The following is a 16,092-nucleotide window of genomic DNA, read 5'->3' as shown; positions in this document are numbered from 1 at the left end:
CCTGACGCATTCATATACCTGTCAGGCTTGAAGTTGCCGGGGTATCAGCACTCTGACCTTTTAATGATAAGGAGATCGCGCGTATGGCTTTTCAGCGCTGGCAAATTGGACTGGATATCCAAAACGGACAACTGTGTGCCCTTGGCATCGAACGCCGACGTCATGGTTGGCAGTTGCGACACTGGTGGCAACAAACGCTGCCGCAAGATACGTTAAGAAACGGCGTGCTGCAAACCACGCCTGCGTTACTGGATATGTTAGGGCGCTGGCAGCGCCATCTGCCGAGGCGCTATTCACTGCGCGTTGGCCTGCCGCCGCAGTTGGTATTGCAACGCACTTTGCCGCTGCCGGAAACCTCGCTGCGTGAACCCGCGCTGGGGCGCTATGTGGCGGCTTCCGCACAGCGTCTGTTTCCCGTCGAACCCGCTTCGCTGTCGCTGGATTATCGCTCACCGGGCAAGGATGCACCGCTTTACGTTACCGCGGCACGGCGCGAGGTGATTACGCAATGGCTGACGCCGCTCAAACAGGCAGGTCTGCGACCGGACGTGTTTGAGCTGAGTAGCCTGGCGCTGACGCAGATCGCCATGCGCCTGCCGTTACGCCACAACCACTTATTGGTTCATCCGCTTAGCGATCATTGGCTATGGACGCTGGTGGGGGAAAGCACCACTTCAGGTGCGGCCACTGAACCTCTCACCCTCGCGCAGCTGCGCGAAACCTTCCCGCAGATGGAAAGCGTATTCTGCACCTCAACTCAGGTTTTGCCTGGGGAGCAGGTTAAACGCTGCAAGCCGTTTTCGCTGCTGCACTATCTGCAACCGCCGTTGCCTGCACAGGAAGGTATTTTTGCCATCGCGCTTGGGCTGGCGCTGCGCCCGGAGGATATCTGATGCTGGCGGTCAACCTGCTTCCCTGGCGCATCCAGCAATCGCAGCGGCGGCGCCAGCAGAGTGTCTCGCTGCTGTCGCTCACGCTGGCCTGCACCTTGCTGATCCTCTCATTACTGTGGTGGCGCGGCGTCATTGCACGGCAGCAACAAACGGACGCGCTGATGGATATCACCTCTCTCCTCAGCGCACTGCAGCAACAGCTGGAACAGCAGCAATCGCTGTTGAAGCTGCGTGAATCACTCCTTCAGGCGCAGCAGGCACAGCTGCAACGGCAAGATCAGCATCAGCGCTGGCAGCATTTTTGGCAGCAACTGCCGGAGTTAATGCCAGACACCTTGTGGCTCAATCGCCTCGAACGTCGGCAAGGGCAACTGGTGTTGGAAGGGCGGGCGCAGAGCATGGCGGCTGTCAGTGATTTTCGTCATCAGCTCATGACTCAGCCGCTGTTCAGCAGCGTAAAGCAGGGCAGTGTAAAGCGCGAGACGGGTGGCGACTATCGCTTTGCTTTGCATGCGCGGGTGCAGGAGGCGACAGATGAATGAACTCCTGCAGCGCTGGCTGATGCTAACGCTGCCGCTGCGTATGGTTTGGCTGCTGATGTTATCGCTGCTGCTGTTTGCGCTGATGTGGATTGTGCTGCTTCGTCCGCAACAGCAGATGCGTGAAGTGCAAGCGCGGCAGTTGGAACAGATGCGGCAACAGCAGCAACAGCGGCTAAAACAGCTGGCTTCACTTCCGGCGATTGATGACTTGCAGAGCGAGATTAGTCTGCTTCAGCAACCTAAAAAGGATGCAGACGCTCAGCAAACGCTGGAGCGAATCGTGGCGGCGCGCGGCAATCAGCTGGAAGCCTGGCATCCGGATAGCCAGCCGCAACAGCTGCAGTTAAGGCTGATCTGGCCGCAATTTCTGCCGTTGTTTAGCGAATTAGCCAACACCCGATTACCGGTGCCACAACGCTTTCAGCTGCAAGCCGAGCAGGGCGTATTGAACACGCAACTTTGGCTGGAGAGTGACGATGCGGAGTAGCGCATTACTGTTATTGCTCTGTAGCTCGCTGGCGTTGGCGCGCGACCCTTTTCAGCCGCTGGCAGAAACGCTGTGTCAGGCGCAGGTGGCTGCCCCAGAAGGCTGGCGTTTGCAGGGCATTATTGGCACGGCGACGCACTACGTGGCGTGGCTGGTGTCGCCACAAGGCAAAAGCCATCGGCTGAATGATCAAGCGCCTTTCCCCCAGCCGCCCTGGCAGGTCGTGCAGCTTACGTCGCGCACGCTGGTATTGAGTGCAGCACAAAGCTGCACGCCGCAGCAAATCACATGGGTAATAAAAGGAGGTTTCTATGAAATGGATGACGTTACTGATGCTGCTGTGTCTGAGCATGCCGCTGCGCGCTAATGACGACCGATTAAGCCTGACGTTTGATGATGCGCCAGTTGAACGTATTTTGCAGGCGCTGGCCGATTATCAGCAGACTAATCTGCTGATTGCGCCAGGCGTTGAAGGTCGACTGTCGCTGCGATTAGATAATGTTGGTTGGGATCGTGCACTTGCTCTGGTCACACAGCTGGCAAAACTCACCGTGGTGCAGGAAGAGGGCGTTTTGTTGGTCTACCCGGAAAGCTGGCAACAGCTGCAGGTGCAACAGGAAAAGGAGGAACGCGAGGAGGAAAAACAGCAAACGCCGCTGGAGCAACAAACCGTGACGCTGCATTACGCCAGCGCCAGCGATATTCATCGTAGCCTGCAAGCCGAGCGTTCGTTGATGACGCCGCGCGGTAGCGTCACGGTCGATAGCCGCACCAACAGTTTGCTGCTGCGTGACACGGCTGAGGCGCTGCGTGACACCGAACGCTGGTTAAAAGCGCTGGATTTACCGCTCGAGCAGGTTGAGCTCACCGCACACATCGTCACCATCAATGAAGAGCATCTGCGTGAGCTGGGCGTTAACTGGGGCACGTCACCGGCCGAAGTGGTGACGCAAGCGCTTCGCAACCCGTTGCTTGAGATTCCACTGGCGGTGAGCAATACGGCGTTTCGCGCTGGTGTGACGTTGGGCCAGGTCAGCGGCGAATTGCTCAACCTCGAGCTGAGCGCGCTGGAGCAGGAGAACCAAATCGAAATCATCGCCAGTCCGCGCTTGTTTACCTCGCATCAGCAAACCGCCAGCATCAAGCAGGGCACGGAAATCCCTTATGAGGTGAAATCAGGCAACAGCGGCGCGACGGCCATTGAATTTAAGGAAGCGGTTTTGGGTATGGAAGTAACACCGGTGGTGCTGGGAAATGGCCGCATCCAGCTCAAATTGCGGCTGAGCCAGAATTTGCCGGGGCGCAGCCTGAACATTGGTGACAATCAGGTGCTAAGTATTGATAAGCAGGAGATCGAGACTCAGGTGACGCTGCGCGATGGCGAAACCTTAGCGCTGGGCGGCATTTTCCAGCAGCAACGTTCGCAGAGTGAAAAACGCGTGCCCTGGCTTGGCGATCTGCCGTTACTGGGCAATTTGTTCCGTCAGCAAACCGATGAGCAGAAGAAAAAGGAGCTGGTGATCTTTATTACTCCCCGACTGGTCAGGGAAGCAGCGCTTACTGCCGGATAAAGCGGAAAATTCGCTCTGTGAGGCCAACTGCGTTGACGCAGGGCTGGAATTAGCTTACAAGGTTTAGCGATTTTCAAAACGGTGTAACGGAACGCGGCAGAATAACCTTCCGAATGACGTTGGTCACAAGCGATACTGACGTCAAAAGAAATATCTCCAAAATAATTCGAGCTCCAGTAAGACGTTAAATGAGTGAATGCACTGTGCTTACATCGGTAAGCGATTACAGTGGATGACCCCGGCCAGCGTGCCTGTAGCACGAAATATAGCGGATTAGCGGAGGTGCGTTACCGTCTCGCGAACCACAGACCGGTCCTGTTAAGAGGTCGCCGGGGGCAATTTATTCGGTTGCCAAACGGCCATGAGTGTTGAGATAATTTTCCGTCTGACTCTTGTTAACGCTCATGAGGTCTCAGTTCCTGTCCCGCCAGCTACGCTGAACGCGGGGTATCATCAACGAATTCTTAGTAATACCGATAAAATGGCAGAGAAACGCAATATCTTTCTGGTTGGGCCGATGGGTGCCGGCAAAAGCACTATTGGTCGTCAGTTGGCTCAGCAACTCAATATGGAATTTTTCGATTCCGATCAGGAAATTGAGCGACGCACCGGAGCGGATGTAGGCTGGGTATTTGATGTGGAAGGCGAAGAAGGCTTCCGCGATCGTGAAGAAAAGATCATTAATGAGCTGACCGAGAAGCAAGGCATTGTCCTCGCGACCGGTGGCGGCTCAGTCAAATCCCGCGAGACCCGTAATCGTCTCTCCGCCCGCGGTGTGGTCGTATACCTTGAAACCACCATCGAAAAGCAACTTGCTCGAACCCAGCGTGATAAAAAGCGTCCGCTGTTGCAGGTTGAATCACCGCCGCGCGAAGTACTGGAAGCGCTCGCAGGTGAACGTAATCCGCTTTATGAAGAGATCGCTGATGTCACTATTCGCACTGACGATCAAAGTGCAAAAGTGGTGGCCAATCAGATCATCAACATGCTGGAAAAGAACTAATCCAGCGCCCTGAGGGCTCAGCAATAGGTATCGGTCATCATGGAGAAGATCACTGTCTCACTCGGGGATCGCAGTTATCCCATCACCATCGCTGCCGGACTGTTTAACGATCCGGCTTCTTTTTGGCCGCTCAAAGCAGGCGACAATGCCATGCTGGTGACAAACCAGACACTGGCGCCGATCTATCTTGAATCTCTGTCAGCGCTGCTCAGCAATGCCGGCATTAAGGTAGATCAGGTCATTTTGCCTGATGGTGAGCAGTACAAAACGCTGGCGGTTATGGACGAGGTATTCACCGCGCTGCTGAAAAAGCCGCACGGTCGTGATACCACGTTGATTGCACTTGGTGGTGGCGTGATTGGTGACTTGACCGGCTTTGCTGCAGCCAGCTATCAGCGTGGTGTGCGCTTTATTCAGGTGCCGACCACGTTGCTGTCTCAGGTTGACTCCTCCGTTGGTGGAAAAACCGCGGTTAACCATCCACTCGGCAAAAACATGATTGGGGCGTTTTATCAGCCCGCGTCTGTCGTGGTGGATACCCATTGCCTGGCCACTCTGCCACCACGCGAATTAGCGTCCGGTCTGGCGGAAGTGATCAAATACGGCATTATCCTTGATGGCGAATTCTTCCAGTGGCTGGAGCAGAACCTTGATGCTCTGCTGGCGCTGGATGAAAAAGCCCTGGCTTACTGCATCCGTCGCTGCTGCGAATTGAAAGCAGAAGTGGTTGCGGCTGATGAGCGCGAAACTGGCGTACGTGCACTGCTCAATCTGGGCCATACTTTTGGTCATGCGATTGAAGCGCACATGGGCTACGGCAACTGGCTGCACGGCGAGGCCGTATCGGCTGGCATGGTGATGGCCGCACGTACCGCTGAACGTTTAGGGCAGTTCACCTCTGCTGAAACCGATCGCATTATCGCGCTGTTGCTGCGTGCTGGTTTGCCTGTACATGGCCCGGCGAGCATGGCGGCGGAAGATTATTTGCCACACATGATGCGCGATAAGAAAGTGCTGGCGGGCGAGCTGCGTCTGGTGCTGCCTCTCGCTATTGGCCGCTCTGAAGTGCGTGGCGGTGTGGCACATGATATGGTGCTGGCAGCAATCAACGATTGCCAGAAACCCTGATTATTAGAAGTGAGTGGTGATGCGGCGTGTGGGAAGCGCGTCGTTTTACGGAGGAGGCTAAATGGATGAGTTCAAACCGGAAGACGAGTTAAAACCTGACGCCAGTGACCGCCGTCCGACGCGGCCACGTAAATCGTCTTCTGCGCCGAAAGTGAAAGTACCGGTTTCTCGTCAACATATGATGATGGGCATTGGTATTTTGGTTCTGCTGTTGGTGGTGCTGGGGATTGGTTCAGCATTAACCGGCCCAGACGAGAAGAAACCTGCAACCAATACCGCAAATAACGGCGCGGCACCTTCTGCCGGTGGCAGCGAAAAGAACATCGACCTTTCGGGATCGACGTCCATGAGCGGCCAGCAAAACGCCACGCCTTCTGCTGATGGCAGCGCACCGCAAAACACAGCGGGCACGGCTGCACCAGCGGGCAGCGACGGCCAATCCATCTCGATGCCATCAGTCTCCTCTACGCCGACGCAAGCTGCACCTGTGGATACGCCAGCCAACCAGCAGCGTGTCACGCTGCCGGGCGATCTCAATACTGCGCTGAACAATCAGCAAGGTTCTGTCGATGCCGCAGCACAAGGCGCGCAGGGTAATAGCTCGCTGCCAACCGCGCCGGCCACGGTCAGCGGCAACGGTAAAGCGATTACGCCGCCTGCGATGCGTTCAGAGACCCCAGCGCGCACCAGCAACAACGGTACACGCGAGACGCACGCATCGACTCCGCACAAAACACCGGCCGCCACCAAACCGGCACCCGTGAAAGAGAACAATACCCGCACCACCGCGACGCGTAATCCCGCGCCTGCCAGTTCGAGCGGTGCCAGCAAATCGCTGCCATCAGGCGGAAACTACACGCTGCAGTTAAGTGGCGCGTCGAAAGAAGAGAGCCTGAACGCCTGGGCGAGAAAACAGAACCTGAGCGGTTATCACGTGTATAAAACCACGCGTAACGGCGAGCCTTGGTATGTGTTGGTGAGCGGCGCTTACGCCACGCCAGCCGATGCGAAACGCGCCGTGGCATCGCTGCCAGCGGAAGTGCGTGCAGCCAATCCGTGGGTAAAACCGCTTAGCCAGGTGAAGAAAGAAAGTCAGTAATGAGATGTGGGGCCGCAACCATGCGGCCCCGTTTAAAGCGCAGAGCTGCTGTCGGTTTCACCACAGCCAATAATTAAGATGTAATAACCACGACAGCATGAAAAAAAATCGCGCTTTCCTGAAATGGGCCGGAGGAAAATACCCGCTCCTTGATGACATCCGTCGTCATTTGCCACAAGGTGATTGTCTAATCGAACCCTTTGTCGGCGCCGGTTCCGTGTTCCTCAACACCGATTATGACCGCTATCACCTGGCGGACATCAACGGTGATCTCATCAATCTGTATAACATCGTCAAAACGCGAACTGCGGCTTTCATAGAAGACGCGCGTCAGCTCTTCAACGCTGAAGGCAACACGGCAGAAACCTACTACGCGCAGCGCATCGCCTTTAATGCGAGCAAAGATGAATACCAGCGCGCGGTGCTGTTCCTATATCTCAATCGCCACGGTTATAACGGGCTTTGCCGCTACAATTTGCGCGGTGAGTTTAACGTGCCATTTGGTCGTTATCGCAAGCCGTACTTCCCGGAAGCAGAGCTGTTATGGTTTGCCGAACGGGCGCAAAAAGCGACCTTTGTCTGTGAATCGTACGATGTTACTCTGAACAACGCCGTTGAAGGCTCAGTGGTTTATTGCGATCCGCCGTATGCACCGCTTTCGGCGACAGCGAATTTTACCGCTTACCACACCAACAGTTTTAGTCTGCGCGAGCAGCAGCATCTGGCGGAACTGGCCAATAAGCTGGCGCAGCAAAACCGCATCCCGGTACTGATTTCAAATCACGATACGCTGCTCACGCGTGAGTGGTATCAGAATGCGGATTTACATGTAGTCAAAGCCCGGCGTTCCATCAGCCGAAGCATAAGTGGTCGCACGCAAGTCGACGAACTGCTGGCGCTTTTCCGCTAGCCTGTTTCGTCCGCGACCAAGGCATTACGCCAGCTCAGGCTGGCGCACAAAATTGGGAGAATCGGATGAAACAATTTTTACTGGCCCCTTCAATTCTGGCTGCTGACTTCGCGCGTTTGGGTGAAGACACAGCTAAAGCGCTGGCGGCAGGTGGTGATGTGGTCCATTTCGATGTGATGGATAACCACTACGTTCCCAATCTGACGATGGGGCCGATGGTGCTGAAAGCGCTGCGCGATTACGGCATCACTGCACCTATTGATGTGCATCTGATGGTTAAACCTGTGGATGCATTGATCCCGGAATTCGCTAAAGCGGGCGCCACCTTCATCACTTTCCACCCGGAAGCCAGCGAGCATGTTGATCGCACGCTGCAGCTGATCAAAGAGCACGGTTGCAAAGCGGGTCTGGTATTCAACCCTGCGACGCCACTCGACTACCTCGATTATGTAATGGATAAGCTGGATATCATTCTGCTGATGTCGGTGAACCCAGGCTTCGGCGGTCAATCCTTCATTCCCGGTACGCTCGACAAACTGCGTCAGGCGCGTCGCCTGATTGATGAGAGTGGCTACAACATTCGTCTGGAAGTGGATGGCGGCGTGAAGATCGATAACATCGGCCAGATTGCTGCCGCCGGTGCTGATATGTTTGTGGCCGGTTCGGCGATCTTTGGTCATCCGGATTACAAAAAAGTGATCGATGAGATGCGTGGCGAACTGGAGAAAGTTAATGGCTCATTTCACTGATATCCGCGCGCTGGCGTTTGACCTCGACGGTACGCTGGTTGATAGCGCGCCCGGTTTGTCACAAGCCATCGATCATGCGCTGAGCGATCTGCAGCTACCGCCGCCGGGTTTGGCATTGGCCTCGACCTGGATTGGTAACGGCGCCGACGTGATGATGACCCGCGCACTGACCTGGGCGCTGGGACGCGAGCCGCATGCCGAAGAGCAACGCGATGCGCGTGCGCTATTTGATAAGTATTACGCGCAAACGGTGGAAGCGGGCAGCACGCTGTTCCCGCAGGTGAAGGAGACGCTGGCGGCTTTACAGGCGAAAGGCCTGCCGCTGGCGATCGTCACCAACAAGCCCACGCCGTTTGTGGCGCCGCTGTTGAAGTCGCTCGGGATTGCTGAGTACTTCACGCAGATTATCGGCGGTGACGACGTGATTGTGAAAAAGCCCCATCCGGCGGCCATTTTCCTCGTCCTCGGCCATTTTGGCGTGCTTCCGGGACAATTGCTGTTTGTCGGCGATTCCCGCAATGATATTCTCGCGGCCCAGGCGGCAGGCGTACCAAACATCGGTATGACATTTGGCTACAACTACGGTGAGCCGATTGCGACAAGCCAACCCGATTTAACTCTCGACTCTTTTGACGAACTTTTGCCCGCTATCGGGCTGTGATTATCAGGACATAACATGAGCAAACCCATCGTTTTCAGCGGCGCCCAGCCTTCCGGTGAACTGACCATTGGCAACTATATGGGTGCGCTGCGTCAGTGGGTGCAGATGCAGGATGATTTCCACTGCATTTACTGCATCGTCGATCTGCACGCCATCACCGTACGTCAGGATCCAACCGCGCTGCGTAAAGCCACGCTGGATACCTTAGCGCTCTATCTTGCCTGCGGCATCGACCCGGCGAAAAGCACCATCTTTGTTCAGTCGCACGTGCCAGAGCATGCGCAGCTGAGCTGGGTGCTGAACTGTTACGCCTATTTCGGCGAACTGAGCCGCATGACGCAGTTTAAAGATAAATCCGCGCGCTACTCGGAAAACATCACCGCAGGCCTGTTTGATTATCCGGTGCTGATGGCGGCCGATATCCTGCTGTATCAAACCAATCAGGTACCGGTTGGCGAAGATCAGAAGCAGCATCTGGAGCTGAGCCGCGATATTGCCCAGCGTTTCAATGCGCTGTATGGCGATGTGTTCAAAGTGCCTGAGCCGTTCATTCCGAAATCGGGTGCACGCGTGATGTCGCTGCTTGAGCCGACCAAGAAAATGTCCAAGTCAGACGACAACCGTAACAACGTGATTGGCCTGCTGGAAGACACCAAAGCGGTGGTGAAGAAGATCAAACGCGCGGTGACTGATTCCGCCGAGCCGCCAGTGGTGCGCTACGACGTTAAAGAGAAGGCCGGCGTTTCTAACCTGCTGGATATTCTCGCGGGCGTGACCGGTAAAAGCATTGCGCAGTTGGAGCAAGAGTTCGAAGGCAAAATGTACGGCCACCTGAAAGGTGAAGTGGCTGAAGCGGTTTCCGGCATGCTGACCGAACTGCAGGAGCGTTATCATCGTTTCCGTAACGACGAAGAGCTGCTGAATCAGGTGATGCGCGATGGCGCAGCGAAAGCCCGCGCCCATGCGCAGGAAACGCTGAAGAAAGTGTACGAAGCGGTAGGCTTTGTCGCACAGCCGTAAGCGGCTAGTGGGATAGAACAGAACGGCGGGTCATTTTGACCCGCCGTTTTTTATTTGATGCGATGTAACGCCAGTTCCGCGCCATCCCAGAACAAGCGGGCGTTACCGTCAGCCAGCACGCTGATCACCGCGCCTGGCGCAGGTCCCCACGCCTGATTGCCACAGCTCACATTGAAGCCATAACGGAAGGTGAAATCACGATCCTGTCCCGCGCCATTGGCGGCGCTGAGACGTGGTTTAGCGTTGCAGTTATCGACGGAAGGATTGATGCTGCGCTCGTCAGTACCGCGCGTCCAGGTTATCGCATTTGGCTTAAACGCCACGCGCGCGCCCATAAACTGCGGATCATTCTTGATATACAGTTGGCCGACTTCCTTCTTAGGCGTTACCGCCACCACTTGCCATTCACCCACCACGTTCGACCAGGTAACGGGTGCAGCGGTAGCAACCGCGCTCAACGGCAATAACAACGCGCAAACCAGTGAAGCAACGCGCATGGAAACTCCTTATTGATGAGAAAGATGGCCTGTAGTCTGGCGACAAAGCGCAGCGCTGTACAGTTTTTTGCCGTGTCAGAACCAGCGTAACTGTGAACGCAGTTCCACTACGCGACCAACAATAATCAGAGCCGGACTGGCAAACTGCTGCGCCAGCGTGGCCAGTTCCGCCAGCGTTGCGGTCTCTACGCGCTGCTGCGGCGTGGTGCCATTCTGCACAATCGCTACCGGCATCGCAGCATCCATGCCGTGCTGTAACAGCTGCTGCTGGATTTCCGGCGCCTGCGCCAGCCCCATATAGAACACCAGCGTTTGCTGTTCTGCCGCCAGCTTGCGCCACTCGATTTCGCCATGCTGCTGCAAATGGCCGGTGACGAAACGCACGCTCTGCGCGTGGTCGCGATGCGTCAGCGGAATGCCGCTATAGGCAGCACAGCCCGATGCGGCCGTAATACCCGGCACCACGCTAAACGGGATGTTGTGCTGCGCCAGCAGTTCCAGCTCTTCACCACCGCGACCGAAGATAAAGGGATCGCCGCCTTTGAGGCGCACTACGCGCTTGCCGCTCTGTGCCTGCTCAAGTAAAACCTGGTTGATCTGCGATTGCGGTACGCAGTGATTGCCGGCTTGTTTGCCGACAAAGATGCGCTCCGCATCGCGGCGTACCAGATTGAGAATCGGTTCGGAGACCAGGCGGTCATACACCACCACATCGGCCTGCTGAATATGCTGCAAGCCTTTCAGCGTCAACAGTCCCGCATCGCCCGGCCCGGCGCCGACCAGTACCACTTCGCCTTGCTGCAACAGCGGCGCATCGAACAAGGTTTCGACGATGTGTTGCGCGCGTGGCCGATCGCCATTCGCCAGCGTTTGCGCCAGCCGATCGCTCACGAAGAAGCGTTCCCAGAAGGCGCGCCGCTGCGCCATGCTGTTAAAGGTACGTTTGACGCGACTGCGCAGCGATCCAGCTAATGACGCTAACTCACCAAGATGTTGTGGCAGCATCGCTTCGAGTTTTTCGCGCAGTAAACGCGCCAGCACCGGTGCGCGACCGCCAGACGACACGGCAATCATCAGCGGCGAACGATCGACAATCGATGGCATTATCGCGCTGGCTTCCTGCGGTGCATCCACCAGATTGCAGAAGATGCGACGCAACTCCGCCGCATCGCCAACCTGCTGATTAACCGCATCATCATCGGTGGCGGCAATCACCAGCCAACAATCCTCGAGCCAGCGCTCATTAAACGCGCCGGGTAATAAGGTCACCTTTCCCTGTTGTGCCCACTGCTGAAAAGCGGGGGAGAAATCCAGCGCGCCAACCTGCAAATCGGCACCGGCGTCCAGTAGCAAACGCGCTTTGCGTTCTGCTACATCGCCACCGCCAACCAGCAAACAGCGTTTGCCTTGCAGGCGGCAAAACAGCGGAAAGTAGTCCATAGCTCATCCTGAAAAAAGCCCGCGCAAGGCGGGCTGAAAAAGTGTTATGCCGTTTTAAGCGGCGCGGCTTGCGCTTCGGCCTGCGGGCGCTGCGCCTGCGGTGTGGCGTACCAATAACCGAGGCCCATCAGCACCATGCCGGAGAACATATTGCCCAGCGTCACCCACAGCAAGTTGTGGCCGATGCCGCTCATTGTGAAGTCCGCATTATGCTGACCAAACCACGACAGCGCAAAGACCGTCATATTGGCAATCGAGTGTTCGTAGCCGGAAGCGATGAACGCCAGCAAACACCACCAGATGGCGATGAATTTCGCCGTTCCTTCGGTACGCACCGCCATCCAAATCGCCAGACAAACCAGCCAGTTACACAGCGCGCCTTTAAAGAACAGCGCCATGGCTGGCTGCGTGGTTTTCGCCAGTGCCGCGCTGTGCAGCAGCGATCCGGCATTCGGCAGCAGCGGACCTGCCGCATAGTAATAAATCAGTGCGACCAATACTGAACCGATAAGATTACCCAGCCAGGTTTGCGGCAGCACGCACCACATCTGACCTTGCTTGATGCTGCCCGCTTTCACGCCGATGGTCAGGAACATGGTGTGACCGGTGAACAGCTCGGAACCGGCGATGATCACCAGCGTTAAGGCGATACCGAAAGTCGCTCCCATCAGCAGCGGACGATAAGCCGGTTCGACCAGATTACCGAGCGTGAAGATCAGGATAATCGCCAGGCCAACATAGGCGCCCGCCATCGCCGAGCTGATCCAGAAGGCCAGCGGGCTGTGCTGCGCCGTACGCACAATGCGCGCCGCGTTGGCGGCGCATTTATTCAGGGTGTCAGTAAACATAGTGACGTCTCATAAAGTGAAGGAATGCTGTCAGGCGCAGATCTCGACCTTGCCATCGCTAACGCGCACCGGATAGCTCGCCACCGAGCGCGCTTCGTCTTCCAGACAAAGGCCATCGTTCAGGCGGAAGCGCTGTTTCTTCAGTGGACTTGCCACCCACAGCGCCTGCTGGTGCTCCGCAATCAGGCCGCGTGATAACACGCTGGCCTGGGCGAAAGGATCGATATTGCTTAAGGCGTAGAGTTGCTCATCGTCATGCGGACGAAAGATAGCAATCTGCTGGCCGTTGATCAGCGCGCATACGCCGGTCGCAGGCAGAATTTGGCTGAGTTCACACACCGAATGCCACTGGCTCATGCGTCGATCTCCTCAATCAGAGTGACCGCAATGCGCTCGGCGGGTTGCGCCGGACGATGCTGATCGCGTTGGTTGATATGCTGCACCAGCGGATCGCGCCGATCGCTGTTGATAAAGGTGCTGAAGTGGCGCTGCTGTTGTGGATCCTGCACCGTTGCGGTCCACTCACATTCCACCGCCGCGCGCAGACGCGCCAGCTCCGTTTCCAGCTGTGAATTCAGGCCGAGTTTGTCATCGATAATCACGCTGCGCAGATAATCAATGCCGCCGTCCATGCTTTCCAGCCACAGCGAGGTGCGCTGCAGGCGGTCGCCGGTGCGGATGTAGAACATCATGAAGCGGTCGAGGTAGCGCAGCAGCGTATCGCGATCGAGATCGGCGGCCAGCAAATCGGCGTGACGTGGCTTCATGCCGCCGTTGCCGCACACATACAGGTTCCAGCCTTTCTCGGTGGCGATGATGCCAACGTCTTTGCCCTGCGCTTCGGCGCATTCTCGCGTGCAGCCGGAGACGCCAAACTTCATCTTGTGCGGGGTGCGAATGCCTTTGTAGCGATGCTCCAGCTCAATGCCGAAGCCGAGGCTGTCGCCCACGCCAAAGCGGCACCAGACGCTGCCGACGCAGGTTTTCGCCATGCGCAGCGCTTTGGCATACGCTTGTCCGGTTTCAAAACCGGCATCAATCAGCTGCGTCCAGATAGCCGGCAGATCGTCGCGCTGCGCACCAAACAGGCCAATACGCTGCGAGCCGGTGATTTTGGTGTAGAGATTGTACTGCCGCGCTACGGCGCCAATCGCCATCAATCCTTCCGGCGTGATTTCGCCACCGGCCGAACGCGGGATCACTGAGTAAGTGCCGTCTTTCTGGATATTGCCGAGGAACAAGTCGTTGCTGTCCTGCAGCGGCGCGAGCTGTGGCTTCAGCACATATTCATTCCAGCAGGACGCCAGCAGCGAACCGACCGTCGGTTTACACACTTCGCAGCCGTAGCCCTGACCATATTTCGCCAGTAGCGCGTCGAACGAAGTGATCTCTTCCACGCGAATCAGGTGATACAACTCCTGACGCGAGTAAGGGAAATGCGCGCACAAATGATTGTTGACCTCGATGCCCTGACGGCTCAGTTCAGCATTCAGCACCTGAGTAATCAACGGAATACAGCCGCCGCAGCCGGTTCCGGCGCGGGTTTCGGTTTTCAGCGCCGCGACGGTGTGGCAACCGCCTTGCACCGCTTTGACGATATCGCCTTTGCTGACGTCGAAGCAGGAGCAGATTTGCGCGCTGTCCGGCAGCGCATCAGCGCCCATCACCGGCTTCTCGCCGCTGCCTGCGGGCAGGATCAGCAAGGCCGGATTTTCCGGTAACGCGATGTTATTCAGCGCCAGCTGCAGCAGATTGCCGTAATCGCTGGTATCACCGACTAATACCGCGCCGAGCAGCGTGCGGTTATCTTCGCTGACGATCAGGCGCTTATAGATATTTTTCTGCTCGTCGAGCCACACGAAGCTACGCGCGCCCGGCGTGCGGCCATGCGCATCACCAATGCCACCGACATCAACGCCCAGCAGTTTCAGCTTGGCGCTCATATCCGCTCCGGCAAACGCGTTATCGCGGCCAACCAGCCGGTCGCTGGCGACTTGCGCCATCTTGTAGCCTGGCGCGACTAAGCCATAAATACGGTTCTGCCAGGCGGCACATTCACCGATGGCGAAGATGTTTGTATCGCTGGTCTGGCAGTGATCGTCAATGGCGATACCGCCGCGTGCGCCAAGCTGCAGGCCGCACTGTTTAGCCAGCTTGTCCTGCGGGCGAATGCCGGTGGAGAAGACAATGAAATCGACATCCAGCGCGCTGCCGTCAGCAAACTCCAGCGTTTTACCGCCTTGTGGGTGATGGACGATTTGCTGGGTGTTTTTACCGGTATGAACGCGCACGCCCATCTGCTCAATCTTACGGCGCAGCTGCTCGCCACCTTGAGGATCGAGCTGTTCCGCCATCAGCACCGGCGCGAACTCAATGACGTGGGTTTCGACGCCAAGGTTTTTCAGCGCGCCTGCCGCTTCCAGCCCTAACAGGCCGCCGCCAATCACCGCGCCGCGTTTGCTGCGGCGTGAACAGGCTTCAATGGCGTTGAGATCTTCAATGGTGCGATAGACATAGCAATCGCTGCCTTCCGCGCCTTTAATCGGTGGAATCCACGGATAAGAGCCGGTGGCGAAAATCAGCGTGTCGTAATGCACCGCGCGACCGGTATTCGAGTGAATCAGTTTTTCGTCGCGGTTGATGGTGATGGCACGTTCGCCGAGCAGCAGATTAACCTGATGCTTTTCGTAATATCCTTCGCGAACCAGCGAGAGTTCTTCGGCGGTGTGATGGGAAAAATAGGCGGAAAGGTGGACGCGGTCATAGGCGACGCGAGGTTCTTCACAGAAAACGGTTATCGCAAACTCACTGGATTGATCTTTGTCGATAAGTTCTTCTATAAAGCGGTGGCCGACCATGCCGTTGCCAATAATAACGACACTGTGCTTGCTCATGCTTGCCTCAAAAATTGCGGTATCTGCGCCTACCTTAACGCGGCGCTTTTGGCGCTTATTGATGTACATCAAGCGCGCCCCTATATACCCATTTTGAGGTATGTGGCTGATTTTGAACGAATTAGTTAAGTGGCTTATTTGGTTGATTATTGTTCTGGTTGCCATAAATGGCGTAATGCCGCTCAGTTAAGCAATAAATTGCATATGTAACCAGGTGCGCATGAATGCGCACCCTACAAAATCACCGTAGGGTCGCCATTCATGGCGACCGATTTACGCTTATCTGACAAGCCTTACGCCATACGCGGCAACCCTACGTTGGTTTTCCTTTTTCATGCTAGTTTTAGGTT

General features: G+C 56.4%; 17 protein-coding genes. 12 read left to right on the top strand and 5 right to left on the bottom strand.

What is annotated here, in order from left to right; all coding sequences use genetic code 11:
• Nucleotides 1–83: 83 nt before the first annotated feature.
• The 12 genes from pilM to trpS all read left to right on the top strand — a co-directional run bounded on the left by pilM (nucleotide 84) and on the right by trpS (nucleotide 10,063).
• Nucleotides 84–893: a pilus assembly protein PilM gene (pilM, locus tag NR302_RS18005; RefSeq protein ID WP_258144091.1), complete on the top strand. Its 810-nt coding sequence runs from the start codon at nucleotides 84–86 to the stop codon at nucleotides 891–893.
• Nucleotides 893–1,435, top strand: a complete 543-nt coding sequence (locus NR302_RS18000) for a PilN domain-containing protein (protein ID WP_258144090.1) — start codon at nucleotides 893–895, stop codon at nucleotides 1,433–1,435. The genes pilM and NR302_RS18000 overlap by 1 nt, the downstream gene beginning before the upstream one ends.
• Nucleotides 1,428–1,922, top strand: a complete 495-nt coding sequence (locus NR302_RS17995) for a hypothetical protein (protein ID WP_258144089.1) — start codon at nucleotides 1,428–1,430, stop codon at nucleotides 1,920–1,922. The genes NR302_RS18000 and NR302_RS17995 overlap by 8 nt, the downstream gene beginning before the upstream one ends.
• The gene (locus NR302_RS17990; RefSeq protein WP_258144088.1) at nucleotides 1,912–2,289 is read left to right on the top strand and encodes a DUF2531 family protein; all 378 of its coding nucleotides are present in this window, start codon (nucleotides 1,912–1,914) and stop codon (nucleotides 2,287–2,289) included. Before NR302_RS17995 ends, NR302_RS17990 begins: the two co-directional genes overlap by 11 nt.
• Nucleotides 2,234–3,493 (top strand): DNA uptake porin HofQ, encoded by a 1,260-nt coding sequence (gene hofQ, locus NR302_RS17985; RefSeq protein ID WP_258144087.1) that lies wholly within the window; start codon nucleotides 2,234–2,236, stop codon nucleotides 3,491–3,493. The genes NR302_RS17990 and hofQ overlap by 56 nt, the downstream gene beginning before the upstream one ends.
• A gap of 481 nt (nucleotides 3,494–3,974) precedes the next feature.
• Nucleotides 3,975–4,496: a shikimate kinase AroK gene (aroK, locus tag NR302_RS17980; protein WP_008107887.1), complete on the top strand. Its 522-nt coding sequence runs from the start codon at nucleotides 3,975–3,977 to the stop codon at nucleotides 4,494–4,496.
• Between the two features lie 39 nt (nucleotides 4,497–4,535).
• Complete coding sequence (gene aroB / locus NR302_RS17975) at nucleotides 4,536–5,624, top strand: 3-dehydroquinate synthase (protein WP_061719729.1); 1,089 nt, start codon at nucleotides 4,536–4,538, stop codon at nucleotides 5,622–5,624.
• Between the two features lie 61 nt (nucleotides 5,625–5,685).
• Nucleotides 5,686–6,723: an SPOR domain-containing protein gene (locus NR302_RS17970; RefSeq protein ID WP_258144086.1), complete on the top strand. Its 1,038-nt coding sequence runs from the start codon at nucleotides 5,686–5,688 to the stop codon at nucleotides 6,721–6,723.
• Between the two features lie 97 nt (nucleotides 6,724–6,820).
• On the top strand, nucleotides 6,821–7,633 hold the full coding sequence (gene dam / locus NR302_RS17965) for an adenine-specific DNA-methyltransferase (protein ID WP_008107884.1): 813 nt from the start codon (nucleotides 6,821–6,823) through the stop codon (nucleotides 7,631–7,633).
• A gap of 65 nt (nucleotides 7,634–7,698) precedes the next feature.
• Nucleotides 7,699–8,382 (top strand): ribulose-phosphate 3-epimerase, encoded by a 684-nt coding sequence (rpe, locus tag NR302_RS17960; protein ID WP_008107883.1) that lies wholly within the window; start codon nucleotides 7,699–7,701, stop codon nucleotides 8,380–8,382.
• Nucleotides 8,366–9,043, top strand: a complete 678-nt coding sequence (locus tag NR302_RS17955; RefSeq protein ID WP_061719727.1) for a phosphoglycolate phosphatase — start codon at nucleotides 8,366–8,368, stop codon at nucleotides 9,041–9,043. Before rpe ends, NR302_RS17955 begins: the two co-directional genes overlap by 17 nt.
• Nucleotides 9,044–9,058: 15 nt before the next feature.
• Nucleotides 9,059–10,063, top strand: a complete 1,005-nt coding sequence (gene trpS / locus NR302_RS17950; RefSeq protein WP_154194058.1) for a tryptophan--tRNA ligase — start codon at nucleotides 9,059–9,061, stop codon at nucleotides 10,061–10,063.
• Nucleotides 10,064–10,113: 50 nt separating this feature from the next.
• Here trpS and NR302_RS17945 read toward each other — a convergent pair whose 3' ends face one another.
• From NR302_RS17945 to nirB, 5 genes are all read right to left on the bottom strand, one after another.
• Nucleotides 10,114–10,560, bottom strand: coding sequence for a hypothetical protein (locus NR302_RS17945; protein ID WP_154157214.1), 447 nt, complete (start codon nucleotides 10,558–10,560; stop codon nucleotides 10,114–10,116).
• A 75-nt stretch (nucleotides 10,561–10,635) separates the two neighbouring features.
• Nucleotides 10,636–12,000 (bottom strand): siroheme synthase CysG, encoded by a 1,365-nt coding sequence (cysG, locus tag NR302_RS17940; RefSeq protein WP_258144085.1) that lies wholly within the window; start codon nucleotides 11,998–12,000, stop codon nucleotides 10,636–10,638.
• A 44-nt stretch (nucleotides 12,001–12,044) separates the two neighbouring features.
• The gene (nirC, locus tag NR302_RS17935) at nucleotides 12,045–12,848 is read right to left on the bottom strand and encodes a nitrite transporter NirC (protein ID WP_258144084.1); all 804 of its coding nucleotides are present in this window, start codon (nucleotides 12,846–12,848) and stop codon (nucleotides 12,045–12,047) included.
• Nucleotides 12,849–12,878: 30 nt separating this feature from the next.
• Nucleotides 12,879–13,205, bottom strand: a complete 327-nt coding sequence (gene nirD / locus NR302_RS17930) for a nitrite reductase small subunit NirD (RefSeq protein WP_258144083.1) — start codon at nucleotides 13,203–13,205, stop codon at nucleotides 12,879–12,881.
• Nucleotides 13,202–15,742 (bottom strand): nitrite reductase large subunit NirB, encoded by a 2,541-nt coding sequence (gene nirB / locus NR302_RS17925; RefSeq protein WP_258144082.1) that lies wholly within the window; start codon nucleotides 15,740–15,742, stop codon nucleotides 13,202–13,204. The genes nirD and nirB overlap by 4 nt, the downstream gene beginning before the upstream one ends.
• Nucleotides 15,743–16,092: the final 350 nt, after the last annotated feature.

The sequence above is a fragment of the Pantoea sp. SOD02 genome, assembly GCF_024707505.1.
In the GTDB taxonomy this organism is placed as follows: Bacteria; Pseudomonadota; Gammaproteobacteria; order Enterobacterales; family Enterobacteriaceae; genus Pantoea; species Pantoea symbiotica.
This window is presented reverse-complemented; position numbering and strand designations above follow the sequence as displayed.